Source organism: Marinomonas mediterranea MMB-1 (genome assembly GCF_000192865.1).
Classification (GTDB): domain Bacteria; phylum Pseudomonadota; class Gammaproteobacteria; order Pseudomonadales; family Marinomonadaceae; genus Marinomonas; species Marinomonas mediterranea.
The window spans coordinates 715,985-732,946 of record NC_015276.1; the positions used below are offsets into that span (position 1 = coordinate 715,985).

Annotated in this window: 16 protein-coding genes; 15 read left to right on the forward strand and 1 reads right to left on the reverse strand. The window is 44.3% G+C overall.

Features of this window, described 5'->3' with window-relative positions; genetic code table 11:
- Nucleotides 1–30: 30 nt before the first annotated feature.
- A complete protein-coding gene (locus tag MARME_RS03440; protein WP_013659872.1) occupies nucleotides 31–798 on the reverse strand; it encodes a cytochrome C assembly family protein in 768 nt (255 codons plus the stop codon).
- A gap of 184 nt (nucleotides 799–982) precedes the next feature.
- On the opposite strand from MARME_RS03440, the gene ffh reads away from it, so the two are divergent.
- From ffh to MARME_RS03515, 15 genes are all read left to right on the forward strand, one after another.
- Nucleotides 983–2,383, forward strand: coding sequence for a signal recognition particle protein (gene ffh / locus MARME_RS03445; protein ID WP_013659873.1), 1,401 nt, complete (start codon nucleotides 983–985; stop codon nucleotides 2,381–2,383).
- 186 nt (nucleotides 2,384–2,569) lie between these two features.
- A complete protein-coding gene (rpsP, locus tag MARME_RS03450; RefSeq protein WP_013659874.1) occupies nucleotides 2,570–2,818 on the forward strand; it encodes a 30S ribosomal protein S16 in 249 nt (82 codons plus the stop codon).
- A 16-nt stretch (nucleotides 2,819–2,834) separates the two neighbouring features.
- Entirely contained in the window at nucleotides 2,835–3,380 is a 546-nt protein-coding gene (rimM, locus tag MARME_RS03455; protein WP_013659875.1) for a ribosome maturation factor RimM, read from the forward strand.
- Nucleotides 3,381–3,443: 63 nt separating this feature from the next.
- Complete coding sequence (gene trmD / locus MARME_RS03460; RefSeq protein ID WP_013659876.1) at nucleotides 3,444–4,196, forward strand: tRNA (guanosine(37)-N1)-methyltransferase TrmD; 753 nt, start codon at nucleotides 3,444–3,446, stop codon at nucleotides 4,194–4,196.
- Nucleotides 4,197–4,264: 68 nt separating this feature from the next.
- Nucleotides 4,265–4,627 (forward strand): 50S ribosomal protein L19, encoded by a 363-nt coding sequence (gene rplS, locus MARME_RS03465; RefSeq protein WP_013659877.1) that lies wholly within the window; start codon nucleotides 4,265–4,267, stop codon nucleotides 4,625–4,627.
- A gap of 255 nt (nucleotides 4,628–4,882) precedes the next feature.
- Complete coding sequence (locus MARME_RS03470; protein WP_013659878.1) at nucleotides 4,883–5,590, forward strand: thioredoxin fold domain-containing protein; 708 nt, start codon at nucleotides 4,883–4,885, stop codon at nucleotides 5,588–5,590.
- 248 nt (nucleotides 5,591–5,838) lie between these two features.
- Entirely contained in the window at nucleotides 5,839–7,140 is a 1,302-nt protein-coding gene (locus tag MARME_RS03475; RefSeq protein ID WP_041647747.1) for a homoserine dehydrogenase, read from the forward strand.
- A gap of 29 nt (nucleotides 7,141–7,169) precedes the next feature.
- A complete protein-coding gene (gene thrC / locus MARME_RS03480) occupies nucleotides 7,170–8,555 on the forward strand; it encodes a threonine synthase (protein WP_013659880.1) in 1,386 nt (461 codons plus the stop codon).
- Between the two features lie 94 nt (nucleotides 8,556–8,649).
- Complete coding sequence (locus MARME_RS03485) at nucleotides 8,650–9,360, forward strand: 16S rRNA (uracil(1498)-N(3))-methyltransferase (protein WP_013659881.1); 711 nt, start codon at nucleotides 8,650–8,652, stop codon at nucleotides 9,358–9,360.
- Between the two features lie 158 nt (nucleotides 9,361–9,518).
- Entirely contained in the window at nucleotides 9,519–10,640 is a 1,122-nt protein-coding gene (locus tag MARME_RS03490) for a GGDEF domain-containing protein (RefSeq protein WP_013659882.1), read from the forward strand.
- Nucleotides 10,641–10,782: 142 nt separating this feature from the next.
- The gene (gene recJ, locus MARME_RS03495) at nucleotides 10,783–12,504 is read left to right on the forward strand and encodes a single-stranded-DNA-specific exonuclease RecJ (RefSeq protein ID WP_013659883.1); all 1,722 of its coding nucleotides are present in this window, start codon (nucleotides 10,783–10,785) and stop codon (nucleotides 12,502–12,504) included.
- Between the two features lie 94 nt (nucleotides 12,505–12,598).
- Nucleotides 12,599–13,441, forward strand: coding sequence for a bifunctional methylenetetrahydrofolate dehydrogenase/methenyltetrahydrofolate cyclohydrolase FolD (gene folD / locus MARME_RS03500; protein ID WP_013659884.1), 843 nt, complete (start codon nucleotides 12,599–12,601; stop codon nucleotides 13,439–13,441).
- Nucleotides 13,442–13,674: 233 nt separating this feature from the next.
- Nucleotides 13,675–14,271, forward strand: coding sequence for a UPF0149 family protein (locus tag MARME_RS03505; protein WP_013659885.1), 597 nt, complete (start codon nucleotides 13,675–13,677; stop codon nucleotides 14,269–14,271).
- 60 nt (nucleotides 14,272–14,331) lie between these two features.
- The gene (locus MARME_RS03510; protein WP_013659886.1) at nucleotides 14,332–15,633 is read left to right on the forward strand and encodes an aminopeptidase P N-terminal domain-containing protein; all 1,302 of its coding nucleotides are present in this window, start codon (nucleotides 14,332–14,334) and stop codon (nucleotides 15,631–15,633) included.
- 83 nt (nucleotides 15,634–15,716) lie between these two features.
- Nucleotides 15,717–16,922 (forward strand): UbiH/UbiF/VisC/COQ6 family ubiquinone biosynthesis hydroxylase, encoded by a 1,206-nt coding sequence (locus MARME_RS03515; RefSeq protein WP_013659887.1) that lies wholly within the window; start codon nucleotides 15,717–15,719, stop codon nucleotides 16,920–16,922.
- The last annotated feature ends 40 nt before the right edge of the window (nucleotides 16,923–16,962 follow it).

Below are 16,962 nucleotides of genomic sequence, written 5' to 3' on the forward strand. Positions count from 1 at the left end.
CGTCATTTTAACGTACTGAAAAGGCGCTGATTACATTGAAATAATTTGCAATGCGATCTTGCTGCCAAAGTAGGCAAGCATGAGTAAAATAAAGCCGCTTAGCGTCCATTTCACGGACAGTTGACCGCGCCATCCAAGGAAATGTCTGCCTACCAATAAGCTTGCAAATACGAGCCAAGAGCTGATGGTAAAAAAGGTCTTGTGGGCTAAATGTTGGGCGAACATATCTTCAATGAAATAGAACCCCGTTGCGATCGTCGCAGTAAGCAAAATGAAGGCGGCCCATAGGAATTCAAACATAAGGCGTTCAAGTACTTGCAGCGGGGGGACTCGTAGCAGTTGTTTTAGCTTGTGATGTTTTAATTGGTGTTCTTGTATGGAAAGAAGGATGCCAACACCGCAGGCCGCCATAAACAAGCTATAAGCGACCGATGCAATTAAAATATGAATAGAGGTACCAAACGACTGACTGTGGAGTTGTTCTAGCTTCCAAGGCTCTATTGCGTTAAGTGCAATAATAATAGCTGCCAACGGGTAAGCGAAGCATAAAAGTAGAGAGAGGTCCTTGTTGCGATTGCTGAACCATAGGAAGGTGTTGCCGATCAGGGCAATCAATAGACCAATGGTCAGGAAGTTAAAGCCATCTTGACTGCGAAGCAATTGCACGAGAGCCAGCATGTGGATGCCAATTGCGAGTGACCCAAAAAGTTGGGTCATTTGAGCGCCGGGGCGTTTGAAGTACGTTCCTCCAGCAACGATAGAAGTAATGCACGCAAGCCAAAGGGTCAGTTGGGTCATGAAATTAACCAGTCCGCAGTTAAATATTTCGTTATGAAAAGGAAGTAGGAAGGTATCCAACTGAACGACGAAGGAGTTATTCGTAGCTTCCCTTGTTAATTATTCGCTATAATAAGGTCAATTTAACCTTGGTTAAACCGTGAACGTAGGTTTTTTCCAATTAAAGCAAAATTTTGAGGGCTCCATGTTCGACAATTTATCGAATCGCTTGACGTCGTCACTGGATAAAATCCGTGGCCGCGCCAAATTGACAGAAGACAATATCAAGGATGTCTTGCGTGAAGTGCGTATGGCATTGCTTGAAGCCGATGTGGCATTACCGGTCGTTAAAGACTTTATTGCAGCCGTAAAAGAGCGCGCTGTCGGTACGGAAGTAACTAAGAGTCTTAGTCCAGGGCAAGTATTCCTGAAAATCGTCAAGCAAGAGCTTGAAGCGGTTATGGGGCAGGCGAATGATGAATTAAACTTACGTGCGACGCCTCCTGCCGTTATTTTGCTAGCAGGTCTTCAGGGTGCAGGTAAAACAACATCGGCCGGTAAACTTGCGAAGTTTTTGAAAGAGCGCCAAAAGAAATCGGTCGCGGTCGTCAGTGCGGACGTATATCGTCCAGCCGCTATAAAGCAGTTGGAAACGTTAGCATCGGATGTCGGTGTTGATTTTATTCCAAGTGACATCTCGCAAAAACCGATCGATATCGCGAACAATGCTATTGATGTGGCTAGAAAAGCCCATAAAGATGTTTTGATCGTCGATACGGCAGGTCGTTTGGCCATTGATGAAGACATGATGGCGGAGATTAAAGCGCTTCATGGTGCGATTAATCCTGTAGAAACGTTATTTGTCGTTGACTCCATGACGGGTCAAGATGCTGCGAATACTGCCAAAGCATTTGGCGACGTTCTGCCACTAACGGGTGTGATACTGACTAAAACGGATGGTGATGCCCGTGGCGGTGCTGCCTTGTCTGTGCGTCATATCACTGGTAAGCCTATTAAGTTTTTAGGTGTTGGTGAAAAAACGGATGCCTTAGAGCCTTTCCACCCTGATCGATTAGCATCTCGTATTTTGGGTATGGGGGATATGCTTTCTCTTATCGAGCAGGCTGAGCAGAAAATCGATAAAGAAAAGGCTGAGAAGCTTGCAGGCAAACTGCAAAAAGGCAAAGGGTTTGACCTAGAAGACTTTAAAGAACAGCTTCAGCAGATGAAGAACATGGGGGGGATGACCTCTATGTTAGACAAGCTTCCGGGAATGGGACAGCTGGGTGACATTCAGGATAAAGTGAACGATAAGATGTTTGTTCAAATGGAAGCACTTATTAATTCTATGACACCTGCTGAGCGTCGCTTCCCTGATAAAATCAATGGTTCTCGTAAAAAACGTATTTCTACGGGCGCCGGCCTTCAGATCCAAGACTTAAATCGTTTGTTAAAACAGCATAAACAAATGCAGAAAATGATGAAGAAAATGGGTTCTAAAGGCGGAATGAAGAAAATGATGCGTGGGTTAGGTGGCATGATGCCTGGTGGTTTGCCGGGCGGAGGTGGTAACTTCCCTGGTGGCGGTTTTCCCCCTAAGTTTTAATGTTAAATTAAAATTACAGCGTATTATTTGTATTGCTGGTTAAAAAACTAGCAAAATTATTCAAAAGGGCGATGATTCGCCCTTTTGTTTTTTAGTCAAATCGACTAGAATATGCCGCCTTCTTGTACTAGGTGCCCAATAACGGGTGGCAAGAAGGGTTTTGTTAAGCAATAAGGAACCAATAATATGGTAACTATTCGTCTTTCTCGTGGTGGCTCTAAAAAGCGCCCATTCTATCACTTGAACGTGGCTGACAGTCGTCGTGCTCGTGATGGTCGTTACATTGAGCGTGTAGGTTTCTTTAACCCAATCGCTCGTGGTCAAGAAGAACGTCTACGTGTTGACCTAGACCGTGTTAATCACTGGGTAGGCCAAGGCGCGCAGCTTTCTGACCGTGTTGCTCAGCTTGTTAAAGAAGCTGACAAAAACGCTTAATATTTGAGGTAGTGCTATGTCTGCATTGAAACAGGCGACCGCTCCTGAGCAAGCGCTTGTAGTAGGACGCATTACATCGGTATATGGTGTTAAAGGGTGGGTGAAGCTTTATTCACACACCGAGCCAATGACAGGAATCTTTGATTACTCGCATTGGTGGCTGAAAACCTCAACGGGTTGGAAGCGTATTGAGCTGAACCAAGGTCGTACTCAAGGTCGTGGTTTGGTTGCATCGATTAAAGGCTATGCGGATCGCGATATTGTTCGTGAAATTTGTGGTCAAGATATATATATCGATGTGAAAGATCTTCCTGAATTAGATGACGGTGATTTTTACTGGAGTCAACTCGAAGGTCTAACAGTGACAACTAAAGAGGGTGTTCTCTTAGGTAAGGTGTCACAGCTAATGGAAACGGGTGCTAACGACGTTGTCGTAGTTCGTGCTTGTGAAGGTAGCTATGATCGCGAAGAGCGCTTAATTCCCTATGTGCCAGAGACTTATATTTTAGATGTAAATCTAGAGAGTAAAGCAATGGTCGTAGATTGGGATCCTGAGTTTTAGATTTGAGTTAAAACTCGATAGTTTAAACCCTGATTGTTTAAAACTAAGGTAGAGGCGTTTTAAGTGAAGTTCGGAGTGATTTCTCTGTTTCCAGAAATGTTTCAAGCCATTACTCATTTTGGAGTAACGGGCAGAGCCATTAAATCTGGATTAATCAATGTGGATTTTTATAATCCGCGAGATTTTACTCACGATAAACACCGAACGGTAGATGATCGACCTTACGGCGGTGGTCCTGGGATGCTGATGAAAGTTCAGCCTCTCGAAGATGCAATAGCGTGTGCGAAGCAAAAGGCACCTAATGCAAAAGTAATTTTTTTGTCCCCTCAAGGGCGTACACTGACACAGGAAGGTGTGCAACAGCTTGCTAAAGAAGCAGAAATAATTCTGGTAGCAGGTCGTTATGAAGGCGTTGATGAGCGTCTGATTCAATCTCAGATTGATGAAGAATGGTCGATTGGCGACTTTGTGCTAAGTGGTGGTGAGTTACCCGCAATGGTACTGATGGACTCTGTCTTTCGAATGGTGCCTGGGGTGTTGGGTAAACAAGCGTCTGCAGATGAAGATTCATTTGCTGATGGATTGTTGGATTGCCCACATTATACTCGACCTGAAGTATTAGACGGTGAACCTGTACCGCCGGTACTACTTAGCGGAAACCATGAGGAGATAAGACGCTGGCGTTTAAAGCAAAAGCTCGCAAGAACTTGGCAACGTCGGCCAGACCTTCTGCAGAACCTCGAGTTGGACAAGGAACAGCAGAAGTTATTAGAAGAGTTTATTCGTGAAACTGAAGCTCCAACCTCGGCAGAGTAAGATTCATGAGCCTATCGGATCGTTAACCTTCGTACTGATAGGAAACCAATTTGTTAGGAGTCAAATCCATGAGCAATAAAACTAAGCTGATTCAACAGCTAGAAGCAGAACAAATGACAAAAGAGATCCCAGCGTTCGGCGCGGGTGACACTGTTATTGTTCAAGTAAAAGTTAAAGAAGGTTCTCGTGAGCGTCTACAGGCTTTTGAAGGTGTTGTAATCGCGAAACGCAACCGTGGTCTTAACTCTGCATTCACTGTTCGTAAAATTTCTAGTGGTGTAGGTGTTGAGCGTGCGTTCCAGACATTCAGCCCTCTAGTAGACAGCATCGAAGTGAAACGTCGCGGTGACGTACGTCAAGCTAAGATCTACTACCTACGTGATCGTTCAGGTAAATCTGCACGTATCAAAGAGAAGTTGGCTAAGCGCTAAGTTCTTTTCTTACACTTTTCTTTTTCGAGAAGTGCAAGGTATAAAAAAGGCGACCTCAGGTCGCCTTTTTTATTGTCTGCTTTTTATGCTCTGCTGTGATGCTTTATGGCTCTCATTTTATTGACTCGTGATGCTCTTTAAGTCCCGGTGTTCAATAAATATGTACCCAAGATAGGTTTTCTTTGGTTTATCGTGGAACTTGATTAATATATTGTGGCCTAATAGCAAAAGCTTATTCGAAACTAGGAACAAGAAATGAAGATTCGTTACATATTTGGTCTGCTGACACTCTCTCTGACATTATTAGCTCAATCTGCTTTCGCAGGTCAGGAAGAGATAGAAAAAGCACTACAAAAAGCCATTCCAGGCGCGAAAATCGGCTCAATCTCTGAGCACAGTTCAGCTGGATTATATGTCGTTTCCATAGAGAACGGCCCAACATTGCATGTGACGAAAGACGGTAAGTACTTTGTTTTAGGTGACTTATACCGAGTGGAAGATTCTGGGTTGGTAAATGAAACGGAAAACGCCAAAATGGCGAAAGTTGAAGCGATGCCAGAAGATCAAATGATCGTTTTCAAAGCGAAGGATGAAAAGGCACATATCACCGTCTTTACGGATGTTGATTGTGGCTATTGCCGTATGCTTCATAGAGAGGTCGATCAGCTGAATGACTTGGGTATTACCGTGCGTTACATGGCTTACCCTCGTGCTGGAATAGGTTCGCCAGCTTATAACACAATGGTGAGTATATGGTGTTCAGATAATCCTAAATATTGGATGACACAAGCGAAACAAGGCGAGGAAGTGCCTCAAAACAAATGTGAAAACCCTGTCGCGGATCAGTTTAATTTAGGTAATTCGGTTGGCGTTCGTGGTACACCAAGTATTGTTTTGAGTAATGGTAAATTTATGCCAGGCTACATCGAAGCCAACAGACTGGCTGCTGAACTAGGCCTCTAATCTACTTTAAGTTGTTGAGTGTCGTTTTTGATTACAGCACTCAGCAACTTCTATAATTCTCCTTCCTGAATTAGAAATATTCATATAGCTTCATTTAAGCGCTTTTCCGCATTGGGTTTAGTTAAGACAAGCGCTATAATCGTGTCTCTTAGGCCAAATAAAATACAAAATTCGGCCAGTCGACGTCAGTGCTTGGAAGTTCTATCCAATGTCGTCATTCAATCAACCGTCAGGTGTGGGGTACTGTTTTGAAACCGGTAAAAGTCGGAATATGTGGGCTTGGAACCGTAGGTTCTGGAAGTGTGAACATTCTTCTTAATAATGCAGAAGAGATTACACGACGCGTAGGGCGTAGCATTGTGGTCGAGCAAGTGGGCGCTCGTCGAGATAATCCAGAGTGCGATCTAACCGGCATTAACATTACCAGAGACATTTTTGACGTTGTTAACAACCCTGAGATCGATATTGTATTGGAATTGATCGGGGGCACAAGCATTGCAAAAGAGCTTGTATTAACCGCAATTGAAAATGGTAAGCACGTTGTTACAGCAAACAAAGCCCTTATTGCTGAGCACGGTAATGAAATTTTTGCTCGCGCCGAAGAAAAAGGCGTTATGGTTGCATTTGAAGCTGCAGTTGCAGGTGGCATTCCAATCATTAAATCGATTCGCGAAGGACTTTCAGCAAACAAAATTGAATGGTTGGCCGGTATCATAAATGGTACAGGCAACTTCATCATGACCGAAATGTCTGAAAAAGGTCGTGATTTCTCAGACGTGTTGGCTGAGGCGCAAGAACTCGGATACGCAGAAGCAGATCCAACATTTGATGTTGAAGGCATCGATGCGGCCCATAAGTTAACTATATTAGCGTCAATTGCTTTCGGTATACCGCTTCAGTTTGAGAAAACATACACTGAAGGTATTAGCCAAATTACATCGGAAGACGTTTCTTTTGCGCATGAATTGGGCTATGCAATCAAACACCTAGGGATTGCTCGACGTACTCAAAATGGGATTGAGTTGCGTGTTCATCCAACATTGATTTCATATAAGCAGCTACTTGCTAACGTAAACGGTGTGATGAATGCTGTAATGGTTAAAGGCGATGCTGTTGGTCCTACATTGACGTATGGCGCAGGAGCTGGCGCATTGCCTACGGGATCTTCTGTTATTGCCGATGTTGTTGATGTTGCACGTACGCTTACAGCAGACCCAACCAATCGCGTTCCACATTTGGCTTTTCAGGAAGGCTCGCTAGCGACGACGACTATCCTGCCAGTTGAAGAAATCGAGAGTGGTTTCTTTCTAAATATGCGAATTCAGGATCGTGCTGGTGTTCTTGCTAATATCACACAGATCTTGTCTGAAAACGGAATCAGTATCGAATCTGTTATTCAAAGAGAACGTAACGGTGGCGATTTGGTTCCACTTGTTGTGATGACTCACACAGTCAAAGAACAAAATATGAATGCGGCGATTACTGCGATTGAAGAATTACCGGATGTTGCTGGAAAAATACAACGAATTCGTGTTGAACATTTGGCCTAACGCCGATATTTGATTGAGAAGATAAAGTAATGAAATATATTTCTACTCGCGGACAAGCTCCTGCACTGAGTTTTGGAGATGTTCTCCTTGCTGGACTTGCTAATGATGGCGGTCTTTACATTCCAGAAACGCTTCCTAGCTATACAAAAGAAGAAATTGCGTCTTGGGCGTCTCTAAGTTACCAAGAATTGGCTTTTAAAATCATGTGGCCTTTTGTTGAAGGTGAAATACCAGCCGACGACTTTAAGCGTATGATTGACGAGGCTTATTCTAGCTTTAACCACACTTCCATCGCACCAATGGTGCAAACGGGTAACAACGAGTGGGTGTTAGAGTTGTTCCGTGGACCAACGCTTGCCTTTAAAGACTTTGCGCTTCAGTTACTTGGTCGATTAATGGACTTTGTTTTGGAAAAGCGTGGCGAAAAGCTGGTAATTATGGGCGCGACGTCTGGTGATACTGGGTCTGCTGCGATTGAAGGGTGCCGTCACTCCGAACATTTAGATATTTTCATATTACACCCGTATCAGCGCGTATCTGAAGTTCAGCGTCGCCAAATGACAACCATCATCGACGATAACGTTTTCAATATTGCTGTAAAAGGTAACTTTGACGATTGTCAGGGGATGGTTAAAACAAGTTTTGCAGATCAGTCGTTTCTTAAGGGCGCGAAACTTGGCGCAGTAAACTCGATCAACTGGGCGCGTATTATGGCTCAAATCGTTTACTACTTCTCTTCTGCTTTGTCGGTTGGAGCACCACATCGTAAAGTGTCGTTCTCTGTACCCACTGGTAATTTTGGCGATATCTTTGCTGGTTACTTAGCTAAGCAGATGGGTTTGCCGATTGATCAGCTGGTTGTTGCAACAAACCAGAATGATATTTTGCATCGTACGATTGCTGAAAATGATATGAGTCGTCAGTCATTAAATGTCACTTTATCGCCAAGTATGGACATCATGGTATCGAGTAACTTCGAGCGTTTGTTGTTTGATGCGCATGGTCGTGATGGCGATAAAATTAATGATTTAATGCAGCGCTTTAATCAAGGTGATGTAACGCTGGATGATTCAGCGTGGCAGTTTGTGAAAGATAACTTTGACAGCTATAAAGTCGATGATGAAGGCACTTGTGATGTTATTGCAAACGTCTTCTCAGAAACTCAGTATCTTCTAGATCCTCATACTGCGATCGGTCTTGAAGCGGCTCGTAAATGCTGGAAAGACAAATCTGTCCCTATGATTACATTGGCAACGGCGCATCCGGTTAAATTTCCAGAAGCGGTGGAAAAAGCAGGGTGTGAATCGCCAAGTTTACCTGAACATATGAAAGACTTGTTTGAGCGAGAAGAGTCTTATGATGTTTTGGATAATTCCATTGCAGATGTTCAACAGTTTGTTGCAGACCGCATTTAATTAAAAGTGATTGTGAGCGTGCTTTGTTGCACGCTTTTCTTTCATTCGTTATTAGGGAAATTGATAAAGGAGCTTTTGGCTCCTTTTTTTATATATGAACTTAATTCTATTACAACCAGAGCAACAGCAAACGTCAGATTGTTTTAAGTTGACGGACGCTCAGTTGAAACACATCTCTCAAGTTTTACAAAAAAACAGTGGGGATAGAGTTCGGGTTGGCCTTTTGAACGGGGATATTGGAGAGGCCGTATTTGATGCGTCTGGCTTCGTTAATATTGACCGCTCAGAGAGTCTTCCTCCAGCGGCTCTCCCTCTTACATTGGTTTTAGCCTTACCCAGACCTAATATGCTCAAACGTACTTTGATGAATGTAACGGCCATGGGCGTTAAGCGAATTTATCTAATTCATTCTTCAAAGGTCGAGAAAAGTTATTGGCAAAGCCCGGTTCTAAAGCGTGAGAACATTAACGCCATCCTATTAGAAGGCCTAGAGCAAGCTAGGGATACAGTGATGCCAGAACTCACCTTTTGCCCTCGCTTTAAACCTTTCGTAGAAGATGTTTTACCGAGCCTGTTGAGCAAAGATGTCTTGGGGCTGATTGCTCATCCTTATAATGCACGTGCTTGCCCAATTGATCTTGGCGATGCTTCCTCGATTCTGGCGATTGGTCCAGAAGGCGGGTGGAGCGAATATGAAGTAGGTAAGTGGCAAGAAGCGGGTATGGAAACCGTACATTTAGGGGAACGAATTTTAAGAGTTGAAACCGCTGTGCCTGTTTTACTCTCGCGTTTGTATCCAGCATAAAGAGCCTTATGGCGCCCTAATTGTTTGAAAGGCTTATATCGTTCGCTTACAGAAATGAACGAAAGGATAATATACTTCTACGGTATAAATACTATTTTTAATGAGTGTTTATCTACTAAATTTGAATGCTCTTGATTCAATTCGATAGTAAGGAAAGTATGATTTTTAGCTCGTTCCAGAAGAAGTTCCGACGGCTTATTTATGCTGGAGCTGACACGAACTTACTAAATGACAGTGCCCGTCGCATACTGGTAACAAACTTGTTTTGCCTGGTAGGGATTTTTTTTACGGGTTTGCTAGGAGTCATTGCGTTAATTAAGGGTGACTGGTTACTTTCCTTTTTTCTTCTCACAATAACGTGTCTCTATTTTGTCGCTATGTTGTTTATTCGCTGGACCTCAAACTATCGGTTTGGTGGACAACTGGTTATTTATCCTCTTTATACCTTAATGCTGTATCTCGCTTATACTGGCGGTGTTGAGGGTACTGGGCATGTTTGGGCATTTTGTGTTCCTGCTGTTGCACTTTTTCTTCAAGGCCTCAAAAGAGGGCTAAAAGAGCTTTTCATTTTTTCTATTTTATTGTGTGCGATTCTGTTTTACGCAGATGATTTGCATGGCGGTCATAACTATGACGAGATATTTGCAAGTCGCGTAATGTATTCCTTTTTAGTCGTTGTATTTTTATCGACTATTTATGAATACAGTATGTCTCACTACAACGGCATATTAAGAGAGTCGAGCAATCATTTAGAAAAGAAAGCCATCACCGACGAGCTGACTAAATTATTAAACCGATATGGCATGTATGAAAAGCTGGAAACGCCAGTAAGCAGACGACGTCATATTCTGTTGATGGACATCGATCACTTTAAACAAATTAATGATAATTATGGCCATGAGGCAGGGGATCTATATCTTGCAAAAGTGGCGCAGGTTATTACGTCAACGGTCTCTTCTGAAGGCATTGCCGCAAGGTGGGGTGGAGAAGAGTTTTTAGTCTTACTGTCCACCAGTAGTCTAGAGGAAGCGAAACATTGGGCTCGAAGAGTGTGTTCCGATGTCGCGAAGTTGTCCGTTTCCTTTAAGGGACACGAATTAAAAGCGACGATGAGTATTGGAATTAGCCAGCTTGGAGTAGAGGACAAAATCCACGACTCAATTTCACAGGCGGATGCTGCTTTGTATATGGCTAAAAAAGAAGGTCGAAACCGTTATGTTACAGCGGTTGATTTAGAGGTGGGCAATTCGATAAAAGGAAGCTCGGAATCCGAGCAATAAGTCGAACCCCGAGCTATTTTTAGCAACACCACTTTATTTAAAAAGCCGTGCTGCTCTCGTTACTTTAGTTGAGCTGCTTTCGTTCAACAATCGAAGACGTGCTAGAATGGGGTATTTACGATTCGAAATTTAGAACCCACAGATGCATATAAAACCTCGAAAGCTCCCTGATCAACAGACCGTTCAATTGTCACCGAACTTACCTTTTACTTTGCAGCGTGTTCTGTCTTGTCGGGGCGTTACCAGTGCTGAAGAGATTGATTATCGACTGCCTCACCTACTTCACCCTAAGCGTTTTTTTGATATTCAAAAAGCAGCGAAAATCTTAGCGGACGCCATTGAGCACGGAAAGAAGATTTTAATCGTTGGCGACTTTGATGCGGATGGCGCAACATCGACCACCTTGGGCATTCTTGCAATGGAGGCGATGGGGGCGATTGAGCCAGAATATCTTGTGCCGAACCGCTTCGAGTATGGGTATGGTCTAACGCCTGAAATTGTCGCGGTTGCCTGTGAGTCCAAGCCAGATGTTTTGGTTACAGTAGACAACGGTATTGCGAGCATTGATGGGGTGTTGGCGGCTAAAGCAGCAGGTATGCAAGTCATTGTAACAGACCATCACCTTCCGGGAGATGCCCTACCAGACGCTGATGCGATCGTTAATCCTAACCATCCCGAATGCGAATTTGAAAGTAAGTCGCTTGCAGGTGTTGGGGTGATTTTTTATGTGATGAGTGCGTTACGTGCTGAGCTTACTGCTAGGCGATGGTTTGAAGAGCAACATATTCGACCACCCAAAATGGCGGATTACTTAGACTTGGTCGCTCTGGGAACAGTGGCAGACGTTGTTCCATTAGATGCCAATAACCGAATTTTGGTTCAACAAGGTATTCAGCGAATTCAAAGTGGTCACGCGCGTCCAGGTATTTTGGCTTTAATTGAGTTGGGCGGGCGAGACATCGCTCGTTTAAAAGCGTCTGATTTAGGCTTTGTTGTTGGCCCACGGCTCAATGCAGCAGGTCGTCTAGACGATATGTCGATTGGTATTGAGTGTTTGCTTGCTACTCATTCACATGTTGCCAGAGAATATGCGCAGCAACTCGATCAATTAAATCGTGAGCGTAAAACGATCGAAAGTGAAATGAAGCAGCAAGCTGAACGAGAGCTGGATAAGCTCACTTTAAACGAAGATCTGCCAAATGGGCTGTGCTTCTACGAAGAGAGCTGGCATCAGGGCGTGATTGGTATTCTGGCATCGCGTATGAAAGAGAAGTGCTATCGCCCTGTGATTGCTTTTGCTCAGGCCGATGACGGCATGTTGAAAGGTTCTGCGCGTTCTATCCCCGGTGTTCATATTCGAGATGCGTTAGACTTATTAGCAAAGCGTCACCCCAACTTGTTAAGCAAATTTGGTGGGCATGCGATGGCCGCTGGCATGTCAATAAAGGAATCGGACTACGATGCCTTTACGCGTGCTTTTGACGAGATTATTACCGAATGGGTGACTCCAGAGCAGCTAGAGGCTGTCATATACACGGACGGTGAGTTAGCGAGTGAAGATTTTAGTCTAGGGTTTGCCGAGCAAGTTAGGTTGTTAGGCCCTTGGGGGCAAGCGTTTCCAGAGCCTTGTTTTGATGGTGTGTTCGAATTAATTCAGCAGAGAATTGTGGGCGAAAAGCACTTAAAACTCACTGTGAAGGAACCTCGCTCTGGGATATTACTCGATGCAATTCACTTTTTTGCGGACTTAAAAACGTGGCCAAGTGAGCATGACACAGCACGCCTTGTCTTTAAGCTGGATATAAATGAGTTTAGAGGGCAGAGGAATTTACAGCTAATGGTTGATCACATCGAGCCAAGTTGAAAACACACAGGCTAAAATGCCCAAAAGCGTCAGATATACGTTATAATGGCGCTCCCTCAAACACCACCACAAATTAGTATTCGCGGAGTAATAAATGACAGCATTGGTTCTTGATGGCAAGCAATGTGCCAAAGAAACCGAAGATCGCCTGAAAACGCAAGTTGCAGAACTAAAAGAGCGTACAGGTGGCACCCCGATTCTGGCAACCATATTGGTAGGAGCTGATCCAGCTTCTGCAACCTATGTAAAAATGAAAGGTAATGCGTGTCGTCGTGTCGGTATGGATTCTCTGGCAATTGAGTTACCGGATACCACTACAACAGACGAGTTGTTAGCAAAAATCAATGAGCTGAATGAAAACTCAGATGTACACGGTATATTGCTTCAGCACCCAGTACCAGCTCAAATCGACGAACGCGTTTGTTTTGATGCCATTGCAGCACACAAAGACGTTGATGGCGTTACTTGTCTTGGTTTCGGCCGTATGGCGATGCAAGAACCAGCATACGGTGCGGCAACACCAGCTGGCATAATGCGTCTTTTAGAAGCTTATGATATTGATTTAACGGGTAAGCATGCCGTTGTTGTGGGCCGTAGTCCTATTCTTGGCAAGCCAATGTCAATGATGATGCTGAACGGTAATGCTACCGTGACGATCTGTCATTCTCGCACGCAAAACCTTGCTGAGTTTGTTAAACAAGCGGATGTGATTGTTGGAGCGGTTGGTAAACCAGAGTTTATCAAAGCGGAATGGATTAAAGACGGTGCTGTTGTTGTAGACGCCGGCTACCATCCTGGTGGTGTTGGCGATATCGAGCTTGCGCCGTTGGTTGATCGTGTTTCTGCGTATACTCCCGTTCCAGGTGGTGTTGGTCCAATGACCATTAATACTCTGATTCTACAAACACTTGAGTCAGGTTTGAAGCAACTAGGTTAATCCTGTTTTACAGGCTTAAGCCTTAGGATTTATTTTTAGCTTCCTCATAGAAGCCGCGCAGACGCGCGGCTTCTTGCATTGTATATTAGAGACTATGTTGTAACGTATCTTAGGATTTAACATTCTTAAAAGTTAACATTCTTAAAAGTTAACAGCCTGAAACGTTACGAGTCTGGAAATTTAATAATCAGTCCTAATTATAAAACGTAGACGCATTAAAAAAGGTTTTGATAATGGCAACGCCAACAGAAGTGCTAAAAGACGCATTGGATTTTGACTCCATCGCAGACGTGTTTGTAACCGAATCTATTTCTGCTTCACCAGCAGAGCTACACGGTCAGTTATGTGGCTATCTTGCCTCAGGTGTTTCTTTGTCGTTAGAGCATTGGTTAGCAATGGTTGTAGAGTTCTGCGACATTGAATCTTGGAAGGAAGCAGACAGTCGAGCGGCGATAGTCGAACTATACAACGCAACGTTAACCTTGCTGCAAAACGGTGAATACGCGCTTGAACCAAGTATTGCGGATGATGATTCAGAGTTGAGCGTAAGAGGTATGACCTTGTCACAATGGGCTCATGGTTTTCTTGCTGGCTACGGGTTATCTGGAAAGAAAGACAACCTTTCGGATGATACCAAGCAAGTCCTTCAGGATTTTGCCAATATTTCTGCGATGCAATCTGAAATGAAAGATTTGGAAGACAACAACGACAATGAAGCGGATTTAACGGAGTTGATTGAGTACGTTAGGCTGTCCGCGATGATGTTGTACTCCGAGCATCATGAGGTGAACCCTGATGCGGATCACACAAAATCTAACCCACTGCACTAAATCCCCAGATACTACGTATAACTTACTTGGCTTAGTTGCCATTTGAATATTGAGGTCGGAATGAATATATCGAAAGGAACATACAAAGCTCGTCGACAAGCGCTCATGTCATCGTTACCCGAAGGAACAGTGCTGATTGTTCGGACTGGCAGCTTGTGCACGCGAAATAACGACTGCGATTATGAGTTTCGTCCTCACTCGAGCTTCTTCTATTTAAGCGGTTTTCCTGAGCCTGAAGCGTATCTGATTATCGACTCTGCTGGCGAGTCAACCTTGGCGACGTTGCCAAAAGACCCTGAAAAAGAGCAATGGGACGGTTTCCGATACGGTGTTCAAGGTTCGATTGATTTATTTGGTGTTGACCACGCCATCGAATTGGACGAATTGGACGATTATGTTGCGCTTAAATTAAATGGCGCAAGCAACATCGCAATTCTATTTGCCGATGAGTTCTTGCGTGATCAAGCGTATGCATGGGTGGATGACCTTCGAGGTCGAGCAAGGATGGGAGCGATTGCACCCACTAACGTGATTGATGCGTCATTATTTGTTGAAGAGCTTCGCTTGCGTAAAGACAATGAGGAAGTTGAAATTATGGAGGCCGCGGCTCAAATAAGCGTTAAAGCGCACATTCAGGCTATGAAGACGGTGACGCCAGGCATGCTTGAGGGCGAACTTGAAGCAGAACTGAATTACATCTTTATGAAGAATGGCTCACGTAATCCTGCCTACAGCAACATAGTAGCGTCAGGCGCAAATGCGTGTGTTCTTCATTACATTAAGAATGATGAGCGCATAGAGGATGGCGATTTAGTCTTAATTGACGCCGGTTGCGAACTGGGCTGTTACGCCTCAGATATTACTCGTACTTTTCCTGCAAATGGTAAGTTCTCCGAGCCACAAGCGAAATTGTATCAACTAGTGCTTGATGCCTATCATTCTGGACTAAAAGAGTTGCAGGTAAATAACCCTTATGATGCATTCCATAAAGCAGCGGTTTTGACGCTTACAGAAGGGCTGGTGGAACTCGGATTGTTGTCTGGATCCGTTGACGAGTTGATCGAAAGCAACGCGTACCGCGAGTTCTACATGCATAATACGGGGCATTGGTTGGGCCTAGATGTACACGATTGTGGGCGATACAAAATAAACGGTGAGCCTCGTTTGCTAGAAGAAGGGATGGTGTTGACCATTGAACCCGGACTGTACGTGTCCAAGGACAATGATAATGTCGCAAAACAATGGCGCGGTATTGGCATTCGGATCGAGGATGACGTGTTGATTAAACAGTCAGGGCCCTATGTTTTGACTCATGGGCTTGCAAAAGAAATTGACGAAATTGAAGCATTGATGGCGAGTTAGTCGCTCTTTTAATCGTTGAGCTTAGAAGTGTGCATTGGTCATAGAGCAGTGTGAAATCTAATACGTAAGCAGGAAATGAAGTAATGGCTAAAAAATACGATGTCATTGTTGTGGGTGCTGGAATGGTCGGAAGCCTCACGGGTATTCTATTGGCGAACAAAGGGATGTCTGTGGCGTTAATTGACAAAAGCCATGGCGCGTATCCATTGTCGATTCCTCCTGCTTACGATGCTCGGGTAAGCGCTATTTCGCAGTATTCTCAGAGCTTGTTCAAAGAGGCGGGTGTATGGCAAAAGCTGGATCGAAGTCGTCTTGCCCCTTATCGCAATATGAAAGTATGGGATGGATTAGGCTGTGGTGCCGTTGACTTTGAAAGCTATGCTAATGGGCTGAGTGAGCTTGGGCACTTGGTTGAAAATGCGGTGCTCTGCGAAGGACTGATGTCCAAAGTGAGTGAAACCCGTGAAATCGACACGTATTTTAACGACACGATTGCACAATACCAATGCAGTGAAGACGGTGTGAATGTCGAGCTTGATTCTGCGATGCAGTTGGACGCTCAGCTTATCATTGCTGCAGACGGTGCGTTATCACAATTGAGACAGCAGAGTGCGTTTGATACCGTTGAGTGGGACTACGGTCACCATGCAATTGTCACCACGGTCGAGATTGATGCGCCACATGAAGATACCGCTTGGCAAGCGTTTGGTGAAGAGGGGATCTTAGCGTTTCTGCCGTTGCCGAGTGTCGATGGGCGGCATTACATTTCCATTGTTTGGTCTGTTTCCCCACAAGAAGCGGATTCTCTTATGGCGCTCGACGTCAGTGCGTTCTGTAACAGGCTCACCTACGCAATAAATCACAAGTTTACAGCACTAGATTTAACCGTTTCGCGTGTCGCAATCCCATTGCGACAGCGCCATGCTAAGCAATATGTTAAATCTGGGATTGCGTTGATCGGTGATGCGGCTCATACGATCCATCCATTGGCTGGCCAAGGGGCCAACTTAGGTTTTGCTGATACTGGTGAGCTTGTTAAGGTGCTTGCAAATGCTCATAAGCGAGGAGAGGCCCTTGGTAGGCTGAAAACGCTAAGACGTTATCAAAGAGCGCGGATGCTCGATAACATTGCTATGTCTGCGTCGATGGAAACCTTTAAACGCGTTTTCTCCACAAATCAGCCTGCTATTGTTCAACTTCGAAATATGGGAATGTCGCTGTGTCAAAACTCTTCCTTTTTGAAAAAGAAACTCGTTGCCCATGCGGCAGGATTGAGTACAAAAGCTTAGGGTTACGCCCGCAAATATCTGCTGTCTTTTTGGTCAGATA